The organism is Stenotrophomonas sp. SAU14A_NAIMI4_8, assembly GCF_003086695.1.
Taxonomy (GTDB): domain Bacteria; phylum Pseudomonadota; class Gammaproteobacteria; order Xanthomonadales; family Xanthomonadaceae; genus Stenotrophomonas.
On the sequence record NZ_CP025999.1, the window covers coordinates 3,931,316 to 3,952,601 of the forward strand.

20 protein-coding genes and 2 riboswitches are annotated in these 21,286 nt (G+C 68.2%); of the genes, 10 read left to right on the forward strand and 10 right to left on the reverse strand.

Translation table 11 applies throughout. The features are described from left to right. Positions 1 to 15: 15 nt before the first annotated feature. The 6 genes from C1930_RS17745 to C1930_RS17770 all read left to right on the forward strand — a co-directional run bounded on the left by C1930_RS17745 (position 16) and on the right by C1930_RS17770 (position 6,746). Entirely contained in the window at positions 16 to 771 is a 756-nt protein-coding gene (locus tag C1930_RS17745) for a GYF domain-containing protein (RefSeq protein WP_108757279.1), read from the forward strand. A gap of 47 nt (positions 772 to 818) precedes the next feature. Next, positions 819 to 1,748 carry an RDD family protein gene (locus tag C1930_RS17750; RefSeq protein WP_108757280.1) on the forward strand — a complete coding sequence of 310 codons (930 nt, stop codon included), beginning with the start codon at positions 819 to 821 and terminating at the stop codon, positions 1,746 to 1,748. A 215-nt stretch (positions 1,749 to 1,963) separates the two neighbouring features. After that, positions 1,964 to 4,426, forward strand: coding sequence for a DNA topoisomerase I (locus C1930_RS17755; RefSeq protein ID WP_108772312.1), 2,463 nt, complete (start codon positions 1,964 to 1,966; stop codon positions 4,424 to 4,426). A 101-nt stretch (positions 4,427 to 4,527) separates the two neighbouring features. Then, a complete protein-coding gene (locus tag C1930_RS17760; protein WP_108754287.1) occupies positions 4,528 to 5,118 on the forward strand; it encodes a Sua5/YciO/YrdC/YwlC family protein in 591 nt (196 codons plus the stop codon). 43 nt (positions 5,119 to 5,161) lie between these two features. Further along, positions 5,162 to 5,857, forward strand: a complete 696-nt coding sequence (locus C1930_RS17765) for a hypothetical protein (RefSeq protein ID WP_108757282.1) — start codon at positions 5,162 to 5,164, stop codon at positions 5,855 to 5,857. A 151-nt stretch (positions 5,858 to 6,008) separates the two neighbouring features. Next, positions 6,009 to 6,746 (forward strand): hypothetical protein, encoded by a 738-nt coding sequence (locus C1930_RS17770; protein ID WP_108772313.1) that lies wholly within the window; start codon positions 6,009 to 6,011, stop codon positions 6,744 to 6,746. Positions 6,747 to 6,825: 79 nt separating this feature from the next. Here C1930_RS17770 and C1930_RS17775 read toward each other — a convergent pair whose 3' ends face one another. Further along, positions 6,826 to 7,602 carry an SDR family oxidoreductase gene (locus C1930_RS17775; RefSeq protein ID WP_108757284.1) on the reverse strand — a complete coding sequence of 259 codons (777 nt, stop codon included), beginning with the start codon at positions 7,600 to 7,602 and terminating at the stop codon, positions 6,826 to 6,828. Between the two features lie 109 nt (positions 7,603 to 7,711). On the opposite strand from C1930_RS17775, the gene C1930_RS17780 reads away from it, so the two are divergent. After that, positions 7,712 to 7,918 carry a hypothetical protein gene (locus C1930_RS17780; protein WP_108750309.1) on the forward strand — a complete coding sequence of 69 codons (207 nt, stop codon included), beginning with the start codon at positions 7,712 to 7,714 and terminating at the stop codon, positions 7,916 to 7,918. Between the two features lie 83 nt (positions 7,919 to 8,001). Here C1930_RS17780 and sppA read toward each other — a convergent pair whose 3' ends face one another. The 4 genes from sppA to C1930_RS17800 form a co-directional block, all read right to left on the reverse strand. Next, positions 8,002 to 9,924, reverse strand: coding sequence for a signal peptide peptidase SppA (gene sppA / locus C1930_RS17785; RefSeq protein WP_108757285.1), 1,923 nt, complete (start codon positions 9,922 to 9,924; stop codon positions 8,002 to 8,004). Positions 9,925 to 10,039: 115 nt separating this feature from the next. After that, positions 10,040 to 11,404 (reverse strand): MATE family efflux transporter, encoded by a 1,365-nt coding sequence (locus C1930_RS17790; RefSeq protein ID WP_108772314.1) that lies wholly within the window; start codon positions 11,402 to 11,404, stop codon positions 10,040 to 10,042. 252 nt (positions 11,405 to 11,656) lie between these two features. Then, positions 11,657 to 12,220 (reverse strand): DUF3106 domain-containing protein, encoded by a 564-nt coding sequence (locus tag C1930_RS17795; protein ID WP_108757287.1) that lies wholly within the window; start codon positions 12,218 to 12,220, stop codon positions 11,657 to 11,659. Further along, on the reverse strand, positions 12,213 to 13,214 hold the full coding sequence (locus C1930_RS17800; RefSeq protein WP_108757288.1) for a hypothetical protein: 1,002 nt from the start codon (positions 13,212 to 13,214) through the stop codon (positions 12,213 to 12,215). Before C1930_RS17800 ends, C1930_RS17795 begins: the two co-directional genes overlap by 8 nt. Before the next feature lie 413 nt (positions 13,215 to 13,627). Here C1930_RS17800 and C1930_RS17805 point away from each other — a divergent pair, with 413 nt between their 5' ends. Then, positions 13,628 to 15,805, forward strand: coding sequence for a primosomal protein N' (locus tag C1930_RS17805; RefSeq protein WP_108772315.1), 2,178 nt, complete (start codon positions 13,628 to 13,630; stop codon positions 15,803 to 15,805). Positions 15,806 to 15,914: 109 nt separating this feature from the next. Here C1930_RS17805 and C1930_RS17810 read toward each other — a convergent pair whose 3' ends face one another. Both C1930_RS17810 and C1930_RS17815 read right to left on the reverse strand, forming a co-directional pair. Beyond that, positions 15,915 to 16,535: a glutathione S-transferase gene (locus C1930_RS17810; protein ID WP_108757290.1), complete on the reverse strand. Its 621-nt coding sequence runs from the start codon at positions 16,533 to 16,535 to the stop codon at positions 15,915 to 15,917. An 80-nt stretch (positions 16,536 to 16,615) separates the two neighbouring features. Then, the gene (locus C1930_RS17815) at positions 16,616 to 17,395 is read right to left on the reverse strand and encodes an NYN domain-containing protein (RefSeq protein ID WP_108757291.1); all 780 of its coding nucleotides are present in this window, start codon (positions 17,393 to 17,395) and stop codon (positions 16,616 to 16,618) included. A gap of 112 nt (positions 17,396 to 17,507) precedes the next feature. Between C1930_RS17815 and C1930_RS17820 the strand changes: the two genes are divergently transcribed. Then, positions 17,508 to 18,785, forward strand: a complete 1,278-nt coding sequence (locus tag C1930_RS17820) for an NAD(P)/FAD-dependent oxidoreductase (RefSeq protein ID WP_108754296.1) — start codon at positions 17,508 to 17,510, stop codon at positions 18,783 to 18,785. Positions 18,786 to 18,886: 101 nt separating this feature from the next. Here C1930_RS17820 and C1930_RS17825 read toward each other — a convergent pair whose 3' ends face one another. The 3 genes from C1930_RS17825 to C1930_RS17835 form a co-directional block, all read right to left on the reverse strand. Beyond that, positions 18,887 to 19,318, reverse strand: coding sequence for a nuclear transport factor 2 family protein (locus C1930_RS17825; protein ID WP_108772316.1), 432 nt, complete (start codon positions 19,316 to 19,318; stop codon positions 18,887 to 18,889). A 71-nt stretch (positions 19,319 to 19,389) separates the two neighbouring features. Further along, a complete protein-coding gene (locus C1930_RS17830; RefSeq protein ID WP_108772317.1) occupies positions 19,390 to 19,800 on the reverse strand; it encodes a hypothetical protein in 411 nt (136 codons plus the stop codon). 73 nt (positions 19,801 to 19,873) lie between these two features. Further along, positions 19,874 to 20,140, reverse strand: coding sequence for a GIY-YIG nuclease family protein (locus tag C1930_RS17835; protein ID WP_108757804.1), 267 nt, complete (start codon positions 20,138 to 20,140; stop codon positions 19,874 to 19,876). Positions 20,141 to 20,181: 41 nt separating this feature from the next. Beyond that, positions 20,182 to 20,271: riboswitch (glycine riboswitch) on the forward strand. Positions 20,272 to 20,284: 13 nt separating this feature from the next. Beyond that, positions 20,285 to 20,389: riboswitch (glycine riboswitch) on the forward strand. 84 nt (positions 20,390 to 20,473) lie between these two features. Between C1930_RS17835 and C1930_RS17840 the strand changes: the two genes are divergently transcribed. Further along, positions 20,474 to 21,091, forward strand: coding sequence for a trimeric intracellular cation channel family protein (locus tag C1930_RS17840; RefSeq protein WP_108750299.1), 618 nt, complete (start codon positions 20,474 to 20,476; stop codon positions 21,089 to 21,091). Positions 21,092 to 21,286 lie beyond the last annotated feature (195 nt).

Here is a 21,286-nt window from a genome sequence, read left to right on the forward strand (position 1 = left end):
TCAGGAGCGTCCCCCGTGAGTGAGTGGTTCCATGCAGAAGGCAATCGCCAGCAAGGCCCGTTGCCTGCGGAACAGTTGATCGCGCTGTTCCGCAGCAACCAGATCAACCTGGACACCCTGGTGTGGCGCGACGGCTTGCCGCAATGGCAGCCGCTGCGCAGCGTGGTCGATGAGCTGGGCCTAATCGTGCCGGCGATGGATGCACCGGCATCGGTCGAACCGCCGCCGCCGCCGGCACCGCCAGCACCGCCCGAAGTCCCACTGCCGCCTACCCTGCCACCGGCCACGCCCTACGCGGCCGCTCCGGCCATGGCCGCACCGCCGCCGAAGAAGGGCCTTTCCGGCTGCGCCATCACCGCCATCATCGGCGGCGGCCTGCTGCTGATCCTGGTGCCGATCTGCGCCATCCTGGCCGCGATCGCACTGCCGGCCTACAACGACTACACGATCAAGGCCAAGGTGGCCGGTGCGATCACCGCACTGCAGCCGCTGAAGGACCAGGTACAGCACTTCGCCGACGACGAGGGCCGCTGCCCCGGCGCCAATGATGCCGGCTTCCCCGGCGCGGGCGATTTCGCCGCGCAGGGCCTGTCGGCCGTGCATATCGGCCGTTTCAACAATGGCCACTGCGGCATTGAAGCCACGCTGTCGGTGCCGGGCAAGACCATCGATGGCGATCTGCTGTGGCAGGAATACGACCGCGACAGCGGCCGTTGGGAATGCAGCGGCGAAAGCGACGACAAGTACCTGCCCGTCGCCTGCCGCGGCTGAACGGCACAGGCCTCCACAACCAAGGACGACCCAACAGGGGACATGCAATGACCGAGTGGTACTACGCAGAAGGACAGCAGCGGCAGGGGCCGCTGCCGGTAGCCGAGATCCGCCAGCGCTTCCAGCGCGGCCAGCTGACCCTGGACACCCTGGTCTGGCGCGAGGGCATGGGCCAATGGGCCGCCCTGCGCCAGGTGGTGGACGAGCTGGGCCTGCAGACCCTGGCAGACGCCAGTACGGCCACCGCCAGTGGCGGTTTCGACCTGCGTAGCGACTACGCGGCCATCGACAACGGCACCGCGCCGCTGCCCGGCACCGGCGTACTCAGCAATTCGCCCTACGCCGCCCCCGGCGCAGGCGGTGGCGACTACAGCCAGCCGGTACAAGGCGGCGAAATCGTCTATGCCGGCTTCTGGAAGCGCTTTGCTGCCTACCTGATCGACTACTTCGTGCTGCTGATCCCCAGCTGGATCGTCGGCGCCATCCTGGGCGTGGGCATCGGCGCCGGCATGGGCGCGGCCGGCAGCGGCGGCACGGCGGCCGAAGTGACCGCGCAGCTTGTCAGCGGCCTGGCCGGCCTGGTCATTTCCCTGGCCTACTATGGCTGGTTCCACGCTTCGCGCGGCGGCGCCACCCTGGGCAAGATGGCCATCGGCATCAAGGTGGTACGCGGCAACGGCGAACGCCTGACTCTGGGCCGCAGTATCGGCCGCTACTTCGCCACCATCCTCAGCAGCCTGACCCTGATGATCGGCTACCTGATGGCCGCCTTCACCGACCGCAAGCAGGCCCTGCACGACCTGATCTGCGACACCGTGGTGGTGGACCGCTGGGCCTTCAGCGACCAGCCGCACCTGCAGCGCCACGAGCTGGGCACGGTGACCGTGGTGGTGCTGGTGATCGGCGGCCTGCTGATGCTGGCCGGCTTTGCGGTGATGATCTTCGCCATCGGCATGATCGCCAAGATGGCCGGCTGACCGGCCCTGCCCGGGCGGCCTGCAGGCGACGGTCATCACGCCGTGCTGCTTGACACCGGCCGCCCGGACATGATTCCTCTAATAAGGAAACCTGAACGCCCGGCACACTACCGGGCGTTCAGTTTATGGAATTTCCCGTGGCCGCTTCACTAATGCGGCCGTTTGCTCCACCCTAGCGGCCCCTTCCCCCGGTCCGCCCACAGACCTATCCCGACATGCCCAAGCACCTGCTCATCGTCGAATCGCCGGCCAAGGCCAAGACGATCAACAAATACCTCGGCAAGGATTACACCGTCCTGGCCTCGTATGGGCATGTGCGCGACCTGATTCCGAAGGAAGGCGCGGTCGACCCGGACAACGGGTTCGCCATGCACTACGACGTGATCGACAAGAACGAAAAGCACGTCGATGCCATCGCCAAGGCTGCCAAGGGCGCCGATGACATCCTGCTGGCGACCGACCCGGATCGCGAAGGTGAGGCGATCAGCTGGCATATTGCCGAGATCCTGAAGGAACGCGGGCTGGTCAAGGACAAGCCGATGCAGCGGGTGGTGTTCACCGAGATCACCCCGCGCGCCATCAAGGAAGCGATCAACCAGCCGCGCGCCATCGCCAGTGATCTGGTGGATGCGCAGCAGGCGCGCCGCGCGCTGGATTACCTGGTCGGTTTCAACCTGTCGCCGGTGCTGTGGCGCAAGGTGCAGCGCGGCCTGTCCGCCGGCCGCGTGCAGAGCCCGGCGCTGCGCATGATCGTCGAGCGCGAGGAAGAGATCGAAGCGTTCATCGCCCGCGAATACTGGTCCATCGGCGCCGAGTGCGCGCACCCGTCGCAGCACTTCAACGCCAAGCTGATCAAGCTGGACGGGCAGAAGTTTGAACAGTTCACCGTGACCGACGGCGACACCGCCGAGGCCGCGCGCCTGCGCATCCAGCAGGCCGCCCAGGGTGCGCTGCACGTGACCGACGTGGCCAGCAAGGAGCGCAAGCGCCGCCCGGCCCCGCCGTTCACCACCTCCACCCTGCAGCAGGAAGCCTCGCGCAAGCTCGGCTTCACCACCCGCAAGACCATGCAGGTGGCGCAGAAGCTGTATGAAGGCGTGGCCATCGGCGACGAAGGCACCGTCGGCCTGATTTCCTACATGCGTACCGACTCGGTGAACCTGTCGCAGGATGCGCTGGCCGAGATCCGCGACGTGATCGCCCGTGATTACGGCATCGCGTCGCTGCCCGACCAGCCCAACACCTACCAGACCAAGTCGAAGAACGCCCAGGAAGCGCACGAAGCGGTGCGCCCGACCTCGGCCCTGCGCACGCCGGCCCAGGTGTCGCGCTTCCTGACCGACGACGAGCGCAAGCTGTACGAGCTGATCTGGAAGCGTGCGGTGGCCTGCCAGATGATTCCGGCCACGCTCAACACCGTCAGCGTGGACCTGTCCGCCGGCAGCGAGCATGTGTTCCGCGCCAGCGGCACCACCGTGGTGGTGCCCGGCTTCCTGGCCGTTTACGAGGAAGGCAAGGACAACAAGAGCGCCGAGGACGAGGACGAAGGCCGCAAGCTGCCGGCGATGAAGCCCGGCGACCGCATCCCGCTGGAACGCATCCTGGCCGAACAGCATTTCACCCAGCCGCCGCCGCGCTACACCGAAGCGGCGCTGGTGAAGGCGCTGGAAGAGTACGGCATCGGCCGTCCCTCGACCTACGCCTCGATCATCCAGACCCTGCTGTTCCGCAAGTACGTGGAAATGGAAGGCCGCAGCTTCCGCCCGTCGGACGTTGGTCGTGCCGTGTCCAAGTTCCTGTCCAGCCACTTCACCCAGTACGTGGACTACGACTTCACCGCCAAGCTTGAGGACGAGCTCGACGCCGTCTCGCGCGGCGAGGAAGAGTGGATTCCGCTGATGGCCCGCTTCTGGGAGCCGTTCAAGGAACTGGTGGAAGACAAGAAGGAATCGGTCGACCGCGCCGAGGCCAGTGGCGCGCGCGAGCTCGGCACCGACCCCAAGACCGGCAAGCCGGTGAGCGTGCGCCTGGGCCGTTTCGGGCCGTATGCAGCCATCGGCAGCACCGCCGAGGACGCCGAGGAGAAGCCCAAGTTCGCCTCGCTGCGCCCCGGCCAGTCGATGCACACCATTTCCCTGGAAGACGCGCTGGAGCTGTTCCTGATGCCGCGCGCGCTGGGTGAGGACAAGGGCGAACCGGTCAGCGTCGGCATCGGCCGCTTCGGGCCGTTCGCCAAGCGTGGCAGCACCTATGCCTCGCTGAAGAAGGAAGATGACCCGTACACCATCGACCTGGCCCGCGCCGTGTTCCTGGTGGAAGAAAAGGAAGAAATCGCACGCAACCGGATCATCAAGGAGTTCGAGGGCAGCGACATCCAGGTGCTGAACGGCCGCTTCGGCCCGTACATCAGCGACGGCAAGATGAACGGCAAGATCCCCAAGGATCGCGAGCCGGCATCGCTGACCCTGGCCGAAGTGCAGCAGCTGATGGAAGAAACCGGCAAGCCGGTGCGCAAGGGCTTCGGCGCCAAGAAGGCCGCGGCGAAGAAAGCCCCGGCCAAGAAGGCGGCGGTGAAGAAGGAAGCCGCACCGAAGAAGGCCGCTGCCAAGAAGGCCCCGGCGAAGAAGGCCCCGGCCAAGAAAGCGGCCAAGAAGGCCACCAAGAAAGCAGTGAAGTAGATCCACGCCATGCGTGGATGATGTGCCTGGATGTGCGGACCAACGGTCCGCACCTACTTGGGGTGGCAGGTTCCACCCCATCTGCACGCAGCGGGGGGATAATGAACCCCCACGCCGGCCCGGTTGCCGCCATGAAAGAACTCACTCTGGACTCCGCCGTCGCCACCCTGCGTGCCGGCGGCGTGATTGCCTACCCCACCGAAGCGGTCTGGGGTCTGGGCTGCGACCCCGCGCACGAGGCGGCGGTGCATATGGTGCTGCGCCTGAAGCAGCGCCCGATCGAGAAAGGCATGATCCTGGTCGCCGCCGACCTGGCCCAGCTGCAGGGCTGGGTGCGGCTGGACGCCCTACCCGACGCACGGCAGCGCGCAGTGCTGGCCAGCTGGCCCGGCGCCAATACGTGGATCCTGCCGGCGGGGGCGCGTGCCCAGCCGTGGATCACCGGTGAACACAGTGGCATTGCCGTGCGCATCAGCGCGCACCCGCTGGTGGCCGCGCTGTGCCAGGCCTGGGGTGGCCCGCTGGTGTCCACCAGCGCCAACCTGGCCGGCGAACCGCCCGCGCGTACCCGCCAGGAGCTGGACCCGCGCCTGCTGCGCCTGCTGGACGGCGTGCTGGACGGCGAGACCGGCGGGCTGGCCCAGCCCACCCCGATCCGGGACGCACTCAGTGGCAACGTGCTGCGGTCCTGAGCCGATGATTGCAGCGGCGCCCGGCTTGGCGCACGCTGCGCACATGCACCTGCTGCGATCCATCCTTTGCCTGGCCCTGCTGCTGCCGCTGAGCGCGCCGGCAGCCGATGACGTGCGCATCTATCGCTGCGTGGGCAGCAACGGTGCTGTCGCCCTGCAGGACAAGCCGTGCAGCAGCGGCCGCCAGGAAGTGCGCGACATGCAGCGCCCCAAGGACCCGCCCGCGCGCGTTGTCAGCACCGACGCCGCGCCGCTGGAGCGCGCCGATCCCCCCGCGCTGCGTGAGCGCGAAGTGCGCCATGTGTACGTGCAGCCGCCGCAGCCGATGTACGAATGCGTGGCCGAGGATGGCAGCCGCTATACCAGCGACAGCAACGAGGGCAACCCGCGCTGGGTGACGGTGTGGGGCAACGTCTGGTATCCGCGCGGCCGGCCCGGCCCCGGCTACAGCCCGCACCCCGGCCCGCGCCCGGCCGCGGGCAACAGCATCGGTCCACCGATTGGCGGCACTGTGCCCGACCGGCGCCCGCCACCGGTCGGCTTCAGCCTGCCGGCCGGCAACGTGCTGGTGCGCGATACCTGCACGCCGTTGCCAGCGCAGGAAGTCTGTTCACGCCTGCGCGATCGGCGCTGGGAGCTGGACCGCCGCTACAACAGCGCGCTGCAGAGCGAACGCACGGCGATCACCACCGAACAGCGCGGCATTGACGCGCGGCTGGGCCGCGACTGCGGCGGCTGAAACGCCCCGCGCCGGTGCCCTACGGCCAACCAAGGTTGGCCCCTACCACGGCCTCGCCCCGTTGCCCTGCGGCCAACCAGGGTTGGCCACTGCCGTGGCCCCTGCTCTGGTAGCTGCCCACCTTGGTGGGCAGTCGCTGTACGCTGCTCGCATGAAGAAACTGTTCTGGCTGGCCCTGTGCCTGCTGCCCACCGCAGCCGCGGCCGAGGCACAGGTGATTTATCGCTGCACCGGCAGCAGCGACGTTCCGACCGTGCAGCGCGTGCCCTGCGCGGAGGGTCTGCGGCAGGAAATCGTGCGTCTTCCCGGCGCCACGCCGGCGGCGCCCACACCGCCAGCCGAGCCACCACCTTCGGCGGTGCTGCCCAGCGCACCGCCCGCGGGCGAACCTGTCCCAACGGCCACACCCACGGCGGAACCGGCACAGGCACAGGCCGGCGAAGAACGCATCATCAGCGAAGCGCGCATGGTCGAGCGCCCCGATGACAACCTGATCCTGGACAGCGCGCAGCTGCGCCAGGCAAACGCGCAGGCGCAAGCCGACGGCAATGCGCCGCCCAAGCCGCCGCTGCCGCCCATCTTCCAGTGCACCGATGCCCAGGGCGGCGGTTACCTGCACGAATACGAGGCCGCACCGGGCCGTTGCGAACTGCTGCAGGTGCAGGGGCTGGGCGGGGTCACCCCGGCCAATGCGGCCAGCTGTGAAGTGGTGACCGACCGCTGCAGCGAAGTCAGTGAAGCGCAGCGCTGCGGCAGTTGGCAGCAGCGTTTCCGCAACGCACGCGGTCGCGAGCGCTTCGCCACGCCGGACAACCGCGATGCCGCACGGGGCGAACGCGAGCGGCTGCAGGCCGTGCTGGCCGCGAGTGATTGCGCCGTACCTGACTGAACATCCGCCGGGCATGGCCCGGCGCTACCGGGGGTCAGAGCCCTTTCCGTTGGAAAGGGATCCGACCCCGGCGAATCCATCAGAACCCGTAGCGCAGGAAGCCGCCATCCACGGCGATGCATTCGCCGGTGACATAGCTCGATGCCGGCAGGCACAGGAAGCCCACTGCGGCGGCCACTTCTTCCGGTTCGCCAATGCGGCCCATGGGCGTGCGCGCGATCACTTCTTCGTAGTAATCGGGGTCGGACAGCGGCCCGGACGTGCGGCGCGTGCGGATGTACCACGGCGCCACCGCGTTCACCCGGATACCGTCTTCGGCCCACTCCACCGCCAGGTTGCGGGTCATCTGGTGCATGGCCGCCTTGGTCATGCCATACACAACACCGCTGCGCACGTGGGTCAGGCCGGAAACACTGCCGACGTTGACGATGGACGATGCCGCATGCCGCGCCAGCAGCGGGTGCGCATAGCGCGAGAGCTCGAAGGCGGAAAACAGGTTGGTTTCGAAGATGCCGCGCCACTCGTCTTCGGAATACTCGGTGGCCGCCTTGGTGATGTTGCCGCCGGCGTTGTTCACCAGGATGTGCAGGCCGTCGCTGTGGTCTTCCACCCAGTCCAGGATCTGCCGGCGGTCTTCGTCGTCGGACACATCGGCCGCCAGCGCATGCACCTGCATCTGCGGGTGCACATCCAGCAGTTCGTCGCGGGCGGTTTCCAGCATGTCGATGTCGCGGCCCACGATCATCAGGTCGGCGCCGAAACCGGCCAGTTCATGGGCGATGGCCAGGCCGATACCGGCGCTGGCGCCGGTGATGAGCGCGGTCTGCCCGTCCAGGCGCCATCGTTGCTGGGTCATGTGTCCTCCGGGCCGCAGCCGCTGTATTTCGATGCGCAAAGGATACGCGTCACAGCACGCGCCTGCCGACGGTGCGACACTGCGCCAACGCCTACCCTGGAGAGCCGCGATGCGTCTGCTGATTCCACTGTGCCTGTCGGCTGCGCTGCTGGCCGGTTGCCAGCGCCCTGCCCCACCCAACCCCGAAAAACCGCCGGAGCCGCAGGCGCTGGCCAAGGCCATCAACCAGCCGCTGGACCGCGCCAAGGGCGTGCAGCAGACCGTGGACGAAGGCGCCGAACGCGAGCGCCAGGCCGAGGCTGACGCGACGCGGTAATGGGTGGGGTCAGAGCCCTTTGCTGCGGGTAATGGATGGGGTCAGAGCCCTTTGCTGCGCAAAGGGATCTGACCCCGGTCTGCTTAGAATCCGCAGAAGCAGTAGGCCAGTGCCTTCACCGGGGCGCCGTTGCCCTTTTCGCGAGCGGCGTTTTCGACGAAGCGCAGCTGCGTGTCCACTTCCGGCATCGTGCGTGCCAGCATCATGCGCGCCATGCCCGAATCGGACAGCATCCAAGCGCCGGCGCGGCTGCCAGCGAAACCGCTGACGAACTGCGCGAACGGCGTGGCGGCCTTTTCGATATAGCGCACGCGATACTTGTCGGCGTTGCCAAGCTTGGCGCGGCCGGCGGCATCGGCCACCGCATCCTTCAAGCCACCGAACGCATCGACCAGACCGCGTTCCTTGGCCTGGGCGCCGCTCCACACGCGGCCACGGGCCACTTCATCGATGGCTTCCACCGGCTTCTTGCGCGCTTCGGCCACACGGCCGGTGAAATCGGCATAGCCCTTGTTGATGACCGACTGGATCACCTGGCCCACGGCCGGGTCCATTTCGCGGGTGACATCGAACGCGCCGGCGAAGCGGGTGGTGCCCACGCCATCGGTGTGCACGCCGATCTTGTCCAGCGCGCGGCTGAAGTTCGGGATCATGCCGAAGATGCCGATCGACCCGGTGATGGTGGACGGGTCGGCATAGATGCGGTCGGCATTCATGCTGATCCAGTAACCACCGGACGCCGCCAGGTCGCCCATCGACACCACCACCGGCTTGCCGGCGGCCTGCAGGGCCACCACTTCGCGGCGGATCTGCTCGGAGGCGAACACTTCACCGCCGGGCGAATCCACGCGCAGCACCACGGCCTTCACGTGTTCGTCGTCGCGCGCGGCGCGCAGCAGCGCCGAGGTCGATTCGCCACCGATGCGGCCGGCCGGCAGGTCGCCGCCGCTGATTTCGCCCGAGGCCACCACCACGGCCACCTGCGGACGGCTGTCCACCGGATTGCGGCGTGCATCGAGCTGGGTCAGGTAACCGCCGAAGTCGATGCTGCGGAAGCCACCCTCGGCATCTTCATCGGCCACGCCGCGGTCGATCATCAGATCCTCGAATTCTTCGCGGGTCTTCAGCGCGGTCACCAGCTTCTGCTGCAGGGCGAACTTGGCCAGGTCGCCACCGGCGGCGGCCACGCCTTCCGGCAGGGTATCGATGCCGGCCGCCAGCTGCGCCGGGTCCAGGCGGCGTGCCTTGGCGATGTCGCCCAGGTAGCGCTGCCAGACATCGTTCATCCAGAACAGATCGGCTTCCTTGGACGCCGGCGATGCGGCATCCAGCACGTAGGGTTCGGCGGCGGACTTGTATTCGCCCACCTTGAACAGGTGCACGTCCACGCCCAGCTTGTCCTGCAGGCCGGTGCGGAAATACTGGCGGTAGCGACCCAGGCCTTCCAGCACGACCGAGCCCATCGGGTCCAGGTAGACCTCGTCGGCCTGCGCGGCCAGCAGGTACTGCGACTGCCCCATGCTCTGGCTGAAGGCCACCACCTGCTTGCCCGACGCACGCAGGTCCTGCAGCGCGGCCGCCACTTCACGCAGCGAGGCGAAGCCGGACGGCTGCAGCTTGTCCAGTTCCAGCACCACGCGTTCGATCTTCTTGTCGTCCTTGGCCGCTTCAATGGCCCGGATCAGATCGCGCAGCTGCACTTCCTCGGCGCTGTTGTCGCCCACGGCCTTGGCCAGCGCGCGGCTGACCGGATCGGCGCTGAACTGCTCGACCAGCCGGCCTTCCGGCGCGATCACCAGGGTGGTGCGGTCCTGCAGCGATTTGCTGGCACCGGCGCCCATGCCGGCGGCGACGATGAACATCACCACGAACAACAGCAACAGGCCGAAGAACACCAGGTTCAGGATCAGCCGGCGGGTGAAATTCATCACGTCCCACAGCCCGATGAAGAAACTGGCGACGGGGTTGCGACGTGCCGGGGGCAGCGGGGGCACGGTTTGGTTCATGGAGCGCTCCGGATGGCTTCTTGCCGTGGTAACAGCATAGCCGGTGCCGTGTGAGGCGGCATCGGACACAAGTCAGGGGATCACCCGTCACGGTCTGCGGTGACGGGCGCGGGGATCATTCCAGGGCCGACTGGCCAATGCGCAGGCTGCTGCGGCGCAGGCGCCAGCCCATCAGGATGGCCGCGGCGGTCAGGCCGACGATCAGGCCGATCCACATGCCCTGCGGGCCCATGCCCAGGCCCAGGCCGAGCCCGGCGCCGAGCGGCATGCCCAGGCCCCAGTACGCGAACATGGCGATGAACATCGGCACGCGGGTGTCCTTCAGGCCGCGCAGCGCACCGGCCGACAGCACCTGGATGCCATCGGGGAACTGGAACGTAGCCGCGTACAGCAGCAGGGTGGATGCCAGCCCGGCCACGGCCAGATCGTTGGTATAGACGCCGACGATGGCATCGTGGCCGAACAGCAGCACCGCCGCCGACAGGGTCTGGGTGCCCATGATGATGGCGTAGCCGGCCCAGGCCGCGCGGCGCACACCGAAGCCATCGCCACGGCCGACCGCATGGCCGACGCGCACGGTGGTCGCTTCAGCCACGCCCATCGGGATCATGAAGCACAGCTGCGCCACGTTGATCGCGATCTGGTGCGCGGCCGCCTCATTGGCGCCCAGGCGACCGATCAGCAGGGCGGTGACGATGAACAGACCGCCTTCCATCAGCACGGTGATGCCGATCGGCAGGCCAGTGCGCAGCAGGTCCCAGATCGCCGCCGGGCGCGGGCCTTCGAAGTGCGAGAACAGCTGCAGGTGGGCGAAGCGCTTGGTGAACCACAGGTAGGTGGCAAAGGCGATGGCCTGCAGCCACATCATCACCGCCGAGGCGATGCCCAGCCCTTCGGCGCCCATTTCCGGGAAGCCCAGCTTGCCGTTGGCCAGCACGTAGCCCATCGGTGCGAGCACCAGCAGGCCACCGAAGCCGAGCAGCATGGTCGGCAGGGTCCAGTGCATGCCCTCGCTGAGATAGCGCATGCAGAAGTACAGGGTGAGCGCCGGCCCGCCCCAGCGCACCGCGTGCAGGAAGGCGGTGGCCCCCGGCACGATGTCCGGGGCGATGCCGAAGGCCGGCAGCAGCGGCGGCACCAGCGTCAGGAAGGCGAACATGATCAGCCCCAGGCCCAGCGCCAGCCACAGGGCCTGGCGGAACAGCGGGCCGATCTCGCGCTCGCGGCCGGCGCCGTGCAGCTGCGACACCGAGGCGGTGAGCGAGATCAGGGTGCCGATCGGAATCAGCATGGGCAGCCACAGCAGCGCGGTGCCGATGGTGACCGCCGCCAGCGTGGCGGTGGCGTGGTGGCCGGCAATGACGTTGTCGACGAAGGAGATCAGGCCGGTGGAGACATGGCCCACCACCAACGGCAGGGCAAGCAGACCGGTCGCGCCGACTTCCTTGCTGAAGCGCGGCGTGGAGGTTGCGGTAGACATGGAAGTACAGAACGCCAACTACGGTTGCGCGCGAAGGGCACAGGCACCGGGTTGCGGGCCGCCATCTTACGGCCAAACAGCCCGGCATGGGCGCGAACGTCGGCGGGGTACGGGCGACGTGGCGGGGGCGAATGGGTACGGGCGACGGGGTAGAGTCGACCGTTGGTCGACTGCTCTTCATTCGGGCCGCGCGAAAACCCCGGCCCATTCCCCATCAGATCCCCGCCGATTCCGAGGCGACTCCCCCCGGCGCTACTGCCCGGCCTGGCGCTTCAGCCAACCGTCACGCTCGGCCGCCGGCAGGGCCAGGAATGCGCTGCGCACCGCATCGCGTTCCTGCGGCGGCGTGCGCTGCGCCACCAATGTCAATTGCGACAATTGTGCAGGGCTGAGCTGGCGCAGCACCGCCAACGCGGCCTCGCGCTGTTCCGGCGGCACGAAGCCGAACAGGCCGTGCAGCTTGGGGAACTGCTGGCCGAGCTGCGGGCCCAGCCGCCAGCCCTCGCGGAAGGCCTGGTCCTGCGCCTGGAACTGTTCGCGCAGCTGCTGTTGCTGGGCGGCCGGCAGGGCGGCAAAGCGCGAAGCGGCCACGCGGATGCGCTCACGCTCGCCTTCCGGCAGCGCGCGCCAGGCCGCGTAATCGGCCCGCCGTTGGCGCTGGGCGGCCACATCCAGATGGGCGAAGCCGGCCGGCGACGCGGCATCAACCGCACTGGCCGGCACCGCGGTGGGCGGCGGCAGGTCCAGGGCATTCGGCGCGGCGGCGGCGCACAGCGGCAGGGCCAGCAGCAGGCCGGCCAGCAGGAACTTATTCATCGGCAGCAGAGGTTTCCAGCGCGGCACCCACCGGCTCGGGGTGGGTCGGTTTGGGTTCGGATTCATCCACCGGCAGCGGACCACCGGCGGCACTCCAGGCATACAGATCGGCGTCGGCCACCAGCGGGTAGTCACGGTCGGCCAGCATCGCGGCATCTTCGGCGGCGTGGCCGTCGACCGCGGCCGATGCCTGCACGTCGGTCGGCGGCAGCGATTCCACCGTTACCGGGCCCGCTTCGCCCACCACGCCTTCCGGCAGCGGGGCATCGCTGGCCGTGCGCAGGCCCTGCCAGTGCCTCCAGCCCAGCGCGGCCGCCAACAGCACGGCCACGGTGACCAGCAGGATCAGCGGGCCGCGCCAGCGCGGGCGCGCATTCGGGCGGCGGCGCTTGCCGGCCGTCGGCGTGCGGTCGTCGCGTTCGGGCGCGCGCCAACCGGGGGTCGGGCTCTGCGTGCTGCTGCCCGGTGCGGCTGGCTGCTGCAACTGCTGCAGGCGCTTGGCCGGCAGGTCGCGGATGCGCAGCTGCACCTGCTCGGCCAGGCCGCGCCAGGCGGCGGCATCGGGCTGGCCGTTGACATCGCGCGGGCAGGCCGCGGCCAGCAGCTGCTGGTAGCCATTCTCGTCGGTGTCCAGCACCCGCGTGGCAATGGCTTCGTCCAGACTGCCGCCCACCCGCAGCAGCAGGGCCAGGCGCGGCACGGGGTCCATGTCGCCCAGCGCGGCCAGCGACGGCGGCCACTGCCCGGCGGACGGCTCACGCAGGGCCTGGCGCTGGCCCAGCAGGGTCCAGAAGCGGGTGGGCCACTGCGCCATGGGCAGGTCGCTGGCCACCGCGGCGAAAGCACGCATGACCGCCACCAGGGTCTGCTCGGCACGGGCGGGGTCGCCGCACTGCAGCTCGGCAACCACCAGCGCGCGGCGCTCGACGCCACGCAGGAACGCCGACAGCGCGCCGGCCGCGGTCGAGGAAACAGGGGCGGGCACAGCCGTCATCGGTCACTCCAAAGGTCTGCCGGCATGATAGCGGCAGGCCCTTGGCCGCCGGCAGGGCTTGCGCCCATGGGCACTTCGTGCTGCAGGTTGTGCACAGCATCAAGACCTGACTTGGGGCGACCGGCATGGAGCCGTGAATTCAGCGTGTTTCAGCAATGTTTCACATCGATGTTGTTGATATTCAAGAACTTTTTTATGTGGCTATTTTTTGACCAACGCAACCGTGAGGCCGTCGCCATCGGCTTCGCGGGTGTTCGCCGACGGGTAACGCACAAACTTATCCACAGAAGATGTGGATAAGACTGAATCTCTAATAGCCGCCTGTATTTAGGTGACATTTATGAATGCCACGACGCGTTGCGGCCGGACAGCAACCTGCCATGCGGGCGCGCATGGGCCGTTAAACTGCGCCCATGCCCGCACTGATTCCGACCCTGCAGGTCGCGCTGCCCGTTCCCCTGCCCCGCCTGTTCGACTACCTGGCCCCCGACGGCCAGGCGCCGGCCGATGCGCTGGGCTGCCGGTTGAAGGTGCCCTTCGGCAACCGTGAACTGGTGGGCATGGTGGCCGGCCTGGGCCAGGCAGAGGACACGCAGGGGCTGCGCCATGCGTTGGCCTGGGTGGACCCGCAACCCCTGCTGCAGGGCGAGCTGTGGCACAGCCTGCAATGGCTGGCCCGCTACACCCACGCGCCCTTGGGTGAAGTGGTCAGCACCGCCCTGCCGGGCCCGCTGCGGCACGGCGAGCCGCTGCCCGACACCCATCACTGGGGCTGGCAGCTGACCGACGACGGCCGCACCCAGCGCGACAAACTTCGCGCCGGCAGCCGGCCGCGGCAACTGGCCGAACACCTGGCCGAGGCCGTGGTGGACGAAGACGTGCTGGGCGCACGCATGCCCGATTGGCGCACGGCGGCCCGCAGCCTGGCCAAGCGCGGCCTGGCCGAGCGGGTGGCGTTGGCGGTGGCCCCGCGCCACGCGCACCCGTTGCCCGGACCCACATTGAACCCCGACCAGGCCGATGCCGTGGCCGCGATCACCGCAGCCGATGGCTTCCAGCCGTTCCTGCTGGATGGGGTGACCGGCAGCGGCAAGACCGAGGTCTACCTGCAGGCCATCATCCATTGCCTGGCGCAGGGCCGGCAGGCGCTGGTGCTGGTGCCGGAAATCGGCCTGACCCCGCAGACCCTGGCGCGCTTCCGTGGCCGCCTGGGCATTCCCGTGCATGCGCTGCATTCGGGGCTGAACGACAACGAGCGCGCACGCGTGTGGGCAGCAGCATCGCGCGGCGAAGCACGGGTGATCGTCGGCACCCGCTCGGCCGTGTTCACGCCGCTGCCGCAGGCCGGTCTGTTGATCGTGGACGAGGAACACGACGGCAGCTACAAGCAGCAGGACGGCATCCGCTACCACGCGCGCGATTTCGCCCTGGTGCGGGCCAAGGCCCTGGGCATTCCCGTGCTGCTGGGCAGCGCCACGCCGTCACTGGAAACCCTGCACAACACCTACGCAGGCCGCTACGCGCACCTGCGCCTGAAGCAGCGCGCCGGCGATGCACGGCCACCGCGCGTGCGCATCCTGGATGTGCGCAAGCGGCCGCTGCGCGATGGCTTGAGCGACGAAGTGCTGGCCGGCATCGGCGAACACCTGCAGCGCGGCCAGCAGGTGCTGGTGTTCAAGAACCGCCGCGGCTACGCGCCGGTGCTGCTGTGCCACGACTGCGGCTGGACCGCACCATGCCAACGCTGCGATGCGCCGATGACCGTGCATGGCGGCGGGCGCCGCCTGCAGTGCCATCACTGCGGCGCACGCCAGCCGGCGCCGCTGGCCTGCCCGGCCTGTGCCAGCCTCGCCCTGCAGCCGCAGGGCATCGGTACCGAGCGACTGGAAGAACATCTGGTCAGCGCCTTCGCCGACTACCCCGTGGTGCGCATTGATCGCGGCACCACCTCACGCCGCGATGCGCTGGAACAGCAGCTGGCGAAACTGGGGGACCAGCCCGGCATCCTGGTCGGCACGCAGATCCTGGCCAAGGGCCACGACCTGCCCAAGCTGACCCTGGTGGTGGTGGTGGGCATCGATGAAGGGCTGTTCTCCGCCGATTTCCGCGCCAGCGAGAAGCTGGCCCAGCAGTTGATCCAGGTGGCCGGGCGCGCCGGCCGCGCGCGCGATCCCGGCGAGGTCTGGCTGCAGACCCATCACCCGGGGCACCCGCTGCTGGAAACCCTGGTGAACGGTGGCTACCACCCCTTCGCGCAGGCCGAACTGAACCAGCGCCAGGCCGCCGGCTTCCCGCCCTTCGCGCACCTGGCACTGATGCGTGCCGAAGCGCAGCAGGTCGAGCATGCCAACGCCTTCCTGCTGGCCGCGCGGCACCTGCTGGGCGAACAGAACATGGTGGAAGCCTACGGGCCGATGCCGGCGCCGATGCCGCGCCGTGCCGGCTACCAGCGCACGCAGTTGCTGCTGTCGGCGCCGCAGCGGCCACCCCTGCATGGGGTGCTGGCGCAGCTGGTGCCGCAGCTGTACGCACTGCCGGAAGCACGCAAGGTGCGCTGGTCGCTGGATGTGGACCCGACGGATCTGTATTGAAGGTTGCGGGGTGGCCTCCGCCGGGCATGGCCCGGCGCTACCGTGGTGGCCGCCGGTGTGGGGTCGGATCCCACCCGTCAGGTGGGATCCGACCCCGGGCAACGCGCGCTCAGGTCAGCGGCGACATCACGCCGCGCTGGTACGCCGGGCGCTCGCGCAGTCGCGCGTACCACTGCGCCACGTGCGGCAGGTCCGGGCGCTGGATCGGCAGTTCGTACCAGGCGTAGACCAGCGATCCCAACGGGATGTCGCCCATCGCGAAGCGGTCGCCGGACAGCCACGGCTGCTTGGCCAGGGTGGCATCGGCCATGGCCAGGTATTCGCCGGCACGCACGATGGCCGCGTTGATGCGCGCTTCGTCGCGGTCGGCCGGGGCGGTGCGCATGATGCCCCAGATCAGTTCGGAGTACAGCGGCGCCATGCGCGAGGTGCTCCAGTCCATCCACTTCTCGGCCTGGGCACGTTCCATCGCATCTTCGGCATACAGCGTGCCCAGCGCGTAGCGCGCGCTCAGGTAGCGCACGATGGTGTTCGATTCCCACAGCGGCAGGCCGTGGTCTTCGATCACCGGCACCAGGCTGTTGGGGTTCATCGCCAGGTATTCGGCCGACTGCGTACCGCCGTGGCTGCCGCCCACTTCGATGGATTCATACGGCAGCCCGATTTCCTCGGCACACCACAGCACCTTGCGGACGTTGCTGGAATTGCGGCGGCCCCAGATCTTCAACATGCGTTTGTTCCTTGCCTGCAGCGGTGCGCCACGCTGGCGCGGAGCCGCTACGATACGCCGATCAAACGCACCGTGCTGCGCTACCGGTTCTTCTTCGGCAACGCGCGCACATAGGACGATTTTCCGTCCTTCTTCAGCTCGAACAGACCGATCGCCGCCAGCAGATCGCTGAGCTTTCCATAGCCATAGTTGCGTGGGTCGAACGAAGCCTGGTTGCCGATCTGGCTGCCGACCGGCCCCAGGTGCGACCAGCCGTCTTCGCCTTCGGCCGACGACACCGCGCGGCGCAGCATTTTCACCAGGCGGGTATCACTGCGCATTTCCGCGCCGCTCTTGCGCGGGCGTGCTTCATCGCTGGCGGCCTGTTCGCTGGCGGCCCGTTCCACTTCGGGTGCGTCGGCATCGGGCACGCTGGCATGGGCCTGGCCCAGGGCTTCCAGATAGGTGAACTTGGAACAGGCGTTGACGAACGGCTCGGGCGTCTTCTTTTCGCCAAAGCCATAGACCTTCACCCCGTCGGTCAGCAGGCGCATGACCATGGGCGTGAAGTCGGCATCACTGGACACGATGGCGAAGCCGTCCAGGTTGCGCGCGTACAGCAGGTCCATGGCATCGATCACCATGGCCATGTCCGATGCATTCTTGCCCTTGCTGTAGGCGAACTGCTGGATGGGGCGGATGGCGTACTCGTGCAGCACCGCCTCCCAGCCCTTCAAGCGCGGGCTCTTCCAGTTGCCGTAGGCGCGGCGCACGTTGGCCACGCCATGGCGGGCCACTTCGGCCAGCACTTCATCAATCTTCGATGCCGGCGCGTTGTCGGCGTCGATCAGCAGGGCAATGCGCTTTTCCGGTTCGGACATGGGTTCCTCGGCGAAGGGGCTGCGGCCTGAACCGAGTATCGCCGATCCCGTTGGGCGGGCATGTGACGTGCGATGATGCCGGACGACATCCATCCCCCTCCGGAGTACGTCGATGAGCCGCGAACCAGTCCCCCACCTGGTCATCATCGGCGGCGGTTTCGCGGGCCTCTGGGCCACCCGTGCCCTGGCACGCGAACGGATCAGGATCACCCTGGTCGACCGCCGCAACCACCACCTGTTCCAACCCCTGCTGTACCAGGTCGCCACTGCGGGCCTGTCCGCACCCGATATCGCCGCGCCGCTGCGGCATATCCTGGGCCACCAGCGCAACGTGGAAGTGCGCCTGGGCGAAGTGGTGGGCATTGAAAAACAGGCCCGCCAGATCACCCTGGCCGACGGCAGCACGCTGGGCTATGACAGCCTGCTGCTGGCCACCGGCGCCACCCATGCCTACTTCGGCAACGACCAGTGGGCCGCCGATGCGCCAGGCCTGAAAACCCTGGACGATGCAATCGCCCTGCGCCGCAAGCTGCTGCTGGCGTTCGAGCGTGCCGAAGCCGAGCCAGACCCGGAGAAAAAAGCCGCCTGGCTGAGCTTCGCCGTGGTGGGTGGTGGCCCCACCGGTGTGGAACTGGCCGGTACGCTGGCCGAGATCGCCCGCCACACCCTGCGCAACGAGTTCCGCCATATCGATCCGGCCAGCGCCAAGGTGCGACTGGTGGAAGCCGGCCCGCGCGTGCTGTCCTCGTTCCCGGAAGTGCTTTCGCTGAAGGCACGCCGGCAGCTGGAAAAGCTGGGCGTGGAAGTGCTGACCGGCACCCCGGTCAGTGATATCGACAGCCAGGGGTTCAAGCTGGGCGACCAGTTCGTGCCCGCGCGCACGGTGGTGTGGGCGGCCGGCGTGGCCGCCTCACCGCTGGCAAAGACCCTGGACGTGCCGCTGGATCGCGCCGGCCGGGTGCAGGTGCAACCGGACCTGACCCTGCCCGGCCACCCCGAACTGTTCGTGGCCGGCGATCTGGCTGCGGTCAGCCAGGCCGATGGCCGCCCCGTGCCTGGCGTGGCACCGGCCGCCAAGCAGATGGGCAAGCACGTGGCCGAAACCATCCGCGCGCGCCTGCACGGCAAGACCGAACCCGGGGCATTCAAGTACGCCGACTACGGCAACCTGGCCACCATCGGCCGCATGGCCGCGATCGTGCACCTGGGCAAGCTGCAGCTGTCAGGCATCCTGGCCTGGTGGTTCTGGCTGGCCGCGCACGTGTTCTTCCTGATCGGCTTCCGCAACCGCATCGTGGTGCTGTTGAACTGGGCCGTGGCGTACTGGAGCTACCAGCGCAGCGCGCGCATCATCTTCGGTGATGACCAGGACGACCGGCGCCCGAAATAACGGGCGGGAAAACGGGGTCGGATCCCTTGCACTAGATCCACGCCATGCGTGGATGAATGACCGTGCGGGCCGCCTTGGGAACATCCACGCATGGCGTGGATCTACTCTGCCTTCGGCTTGGGGTACCACAGCGCGTTGACGATAACCCAGCGCTGGTCGAAACGGCCCATGTGGAAGTAGTCCACGAACCACGGCGTTTCCAACCGCACCGAGGCGGCGTTGCCGGTCACATCCAGCACCGTGCAGCGACGTTCCCATTGATCCTTTGGGGTCTTCAGTGCGCCCTGCCGGGTCAGTGCAACCAGTTCTTCCTTCGACATGCGGCGCAGGCCCAGGCGTTCGTCGGGCGTATCACCCAGCACGGCGCGCTTGGCCAGGTCCGGATGCAGCGCGCGGGCGACACGCTGCGGGTCGCCCTCCAGTTGGCCATCGACGTAGTCATGGCAGGTCGCTTCGATGGCTGCCAGGGTGGAGGGGTCGGCGGTGGGGCTGGTGGCTGCAGCGACAGCGAACAACAGGGCAACGGTGGACATGGGTGTCTCCAGCGCTGGGCGTGTGGCGATGGTGGCATGGCTGGGGGATCCCATCCACGCATGGCGTGGATCTACGGCATCAGACCCATTTCATCGGCACCCAGTTGCAGGTACATGAAGGCCGCCGCTGCGTCCGGCATCGGCTGTCCCTGCGGGAACGTATCGAGCCATGCGGTAATGCGCGCATGACGGCCCTTCAGCGCGTCGCCCAGCGCTTTCTTCTCGGCTGCCGTTGCCCGTTGCTGCATCTCGTCGCGCAGCTCGTCATCGGCGATGCCCCACTTCTCGGCCAGCGGGATCAGATCGACCAGATCGGGGGGCACCTGATCGCGGCGCAGGCCAATGACTTCAGGTGTGGTCGGGCCGCGCTGCGCGGTCAGTTCGGCGGCGGTGCCGATCTGTCCGTGCTGCAGCGACGGCGGGGTCTGGGCGCCTGCCGGCAGAGCGGTGCAGAGGGACATCAGCAACCAGCGGTGTTTCATCGGACCGTCCCTGTGTCGATGGGTGTGGCGATGATGGCATGCCACGGGGTACCCATCCACGCATGGCGTGGATCTACGGGATCGCGGCCTGCAGCCAGGCCAGCTTGCGTTCGCGCGGTTGCTGCTTGAGCTGCCATTCGGCACGCGAGGCGGCCGCGCGGTCGGGGTACTCGCGCACGGCCAGGATCTGCAGCGGCGGTCGCGCCCGGGTATAGCGCGCGCCCTTGCCGGCCTGGTGGGCGGCGAAACGGGCCGCCACGTCGGTGCTGATGCCGGCGTAGTAACTGCCGTCGCGGCATTCAAGCAGGTACAGGAACCACGGGCGGGGGGACGGGGCCATGCCGCCGATTATGCCGTGCTGCACTGCAGCGGATATACTGGCGCCCGAATGCAGGAGAGAGGCGCCGCGCTGGCGCCCGCCGAAGGCGCAGGCTCCCATGATCGCTCAGGCCGGTGGGCTGGAATCCCACCAACCATGCATTCGACACGCCGAGCTGGAGAGAGGTCGCCGGGCACGCCCGCCGCGATCCGCCGAAGGGGCACGCGGTTCATCCCGCTGAACTCTCAGGCAAAAAGGACAGCGGGAGCGGCACCGGTCATCGTCATTCCGTCATTGCGCAGGCAGTGGCGGTATATGCGCATGGCCGGCCCCACCGCGCCCGGAGCCTGACCCATGCTGCTGTCCATCATCTACCTGATCGCCATTTCCGCCGAAGCCATGACCGGCGCCCTGTCTGCGGGCCGCCGCCGCATGGATCTGTTCGGCGTGGTCATGATTGCCTGTGTGACTGCCCTCGGCGGCGGTTCGCTGCGCGACATCCTGCTGGGGCATTACCCGCTGGGCTGGGTGAAGCATCCGGAGTACCTGGCCTTCACCGTGTGTGCGGCGCTGATCGCCACCTGGGTGGCGCGCTGGATGCACCATTTCCGCCGCACCTTCCTGGTGCTCGATGGCCTGGGCCTGATCGCCTTCACCCTGATTGGTTGCTCGATCGCGCGCGAGGCCGGCCACGCGATGCCGATCGTGCTGATTGCCGGCATGCTGACCGGCGCCTTCGGTGGCGTGCTGCGCGACATCCTCTGCAACGAAGTGCCGCTGATCTTCCAGAAGGAGCTGTACGCGATCATCTCGCTGCTGACCGGTGCGGTGTATCTGCTGTTGCTGCATTGGGGCGTGGCCGATGCCACAGCGATCCTGTGCTGCCTGGGCGGTGGCTTCGCGCTGCGCCTGCTGGCGATCCATTACCGCTGGGAAATGCCCAAATTCGTGTACCACGACGAAGTGCATTGAGCAGTGCGTAGAGTCGAGCTTGCTCGACTGCCGTGCTTCGTAGAGTCGAGCCTGCTCGACTGCTCCCGGCAAAAGCAGTCGAGCAAGCTCGACTCTACGAATCCAGGCCCCGCCAAGCAGCCCCGCACGCCCCACGCCGCAGCGCCATGACCTTGGTCATGCGGCAATCGGCAGGCTGATTCGCTACCATGGGCG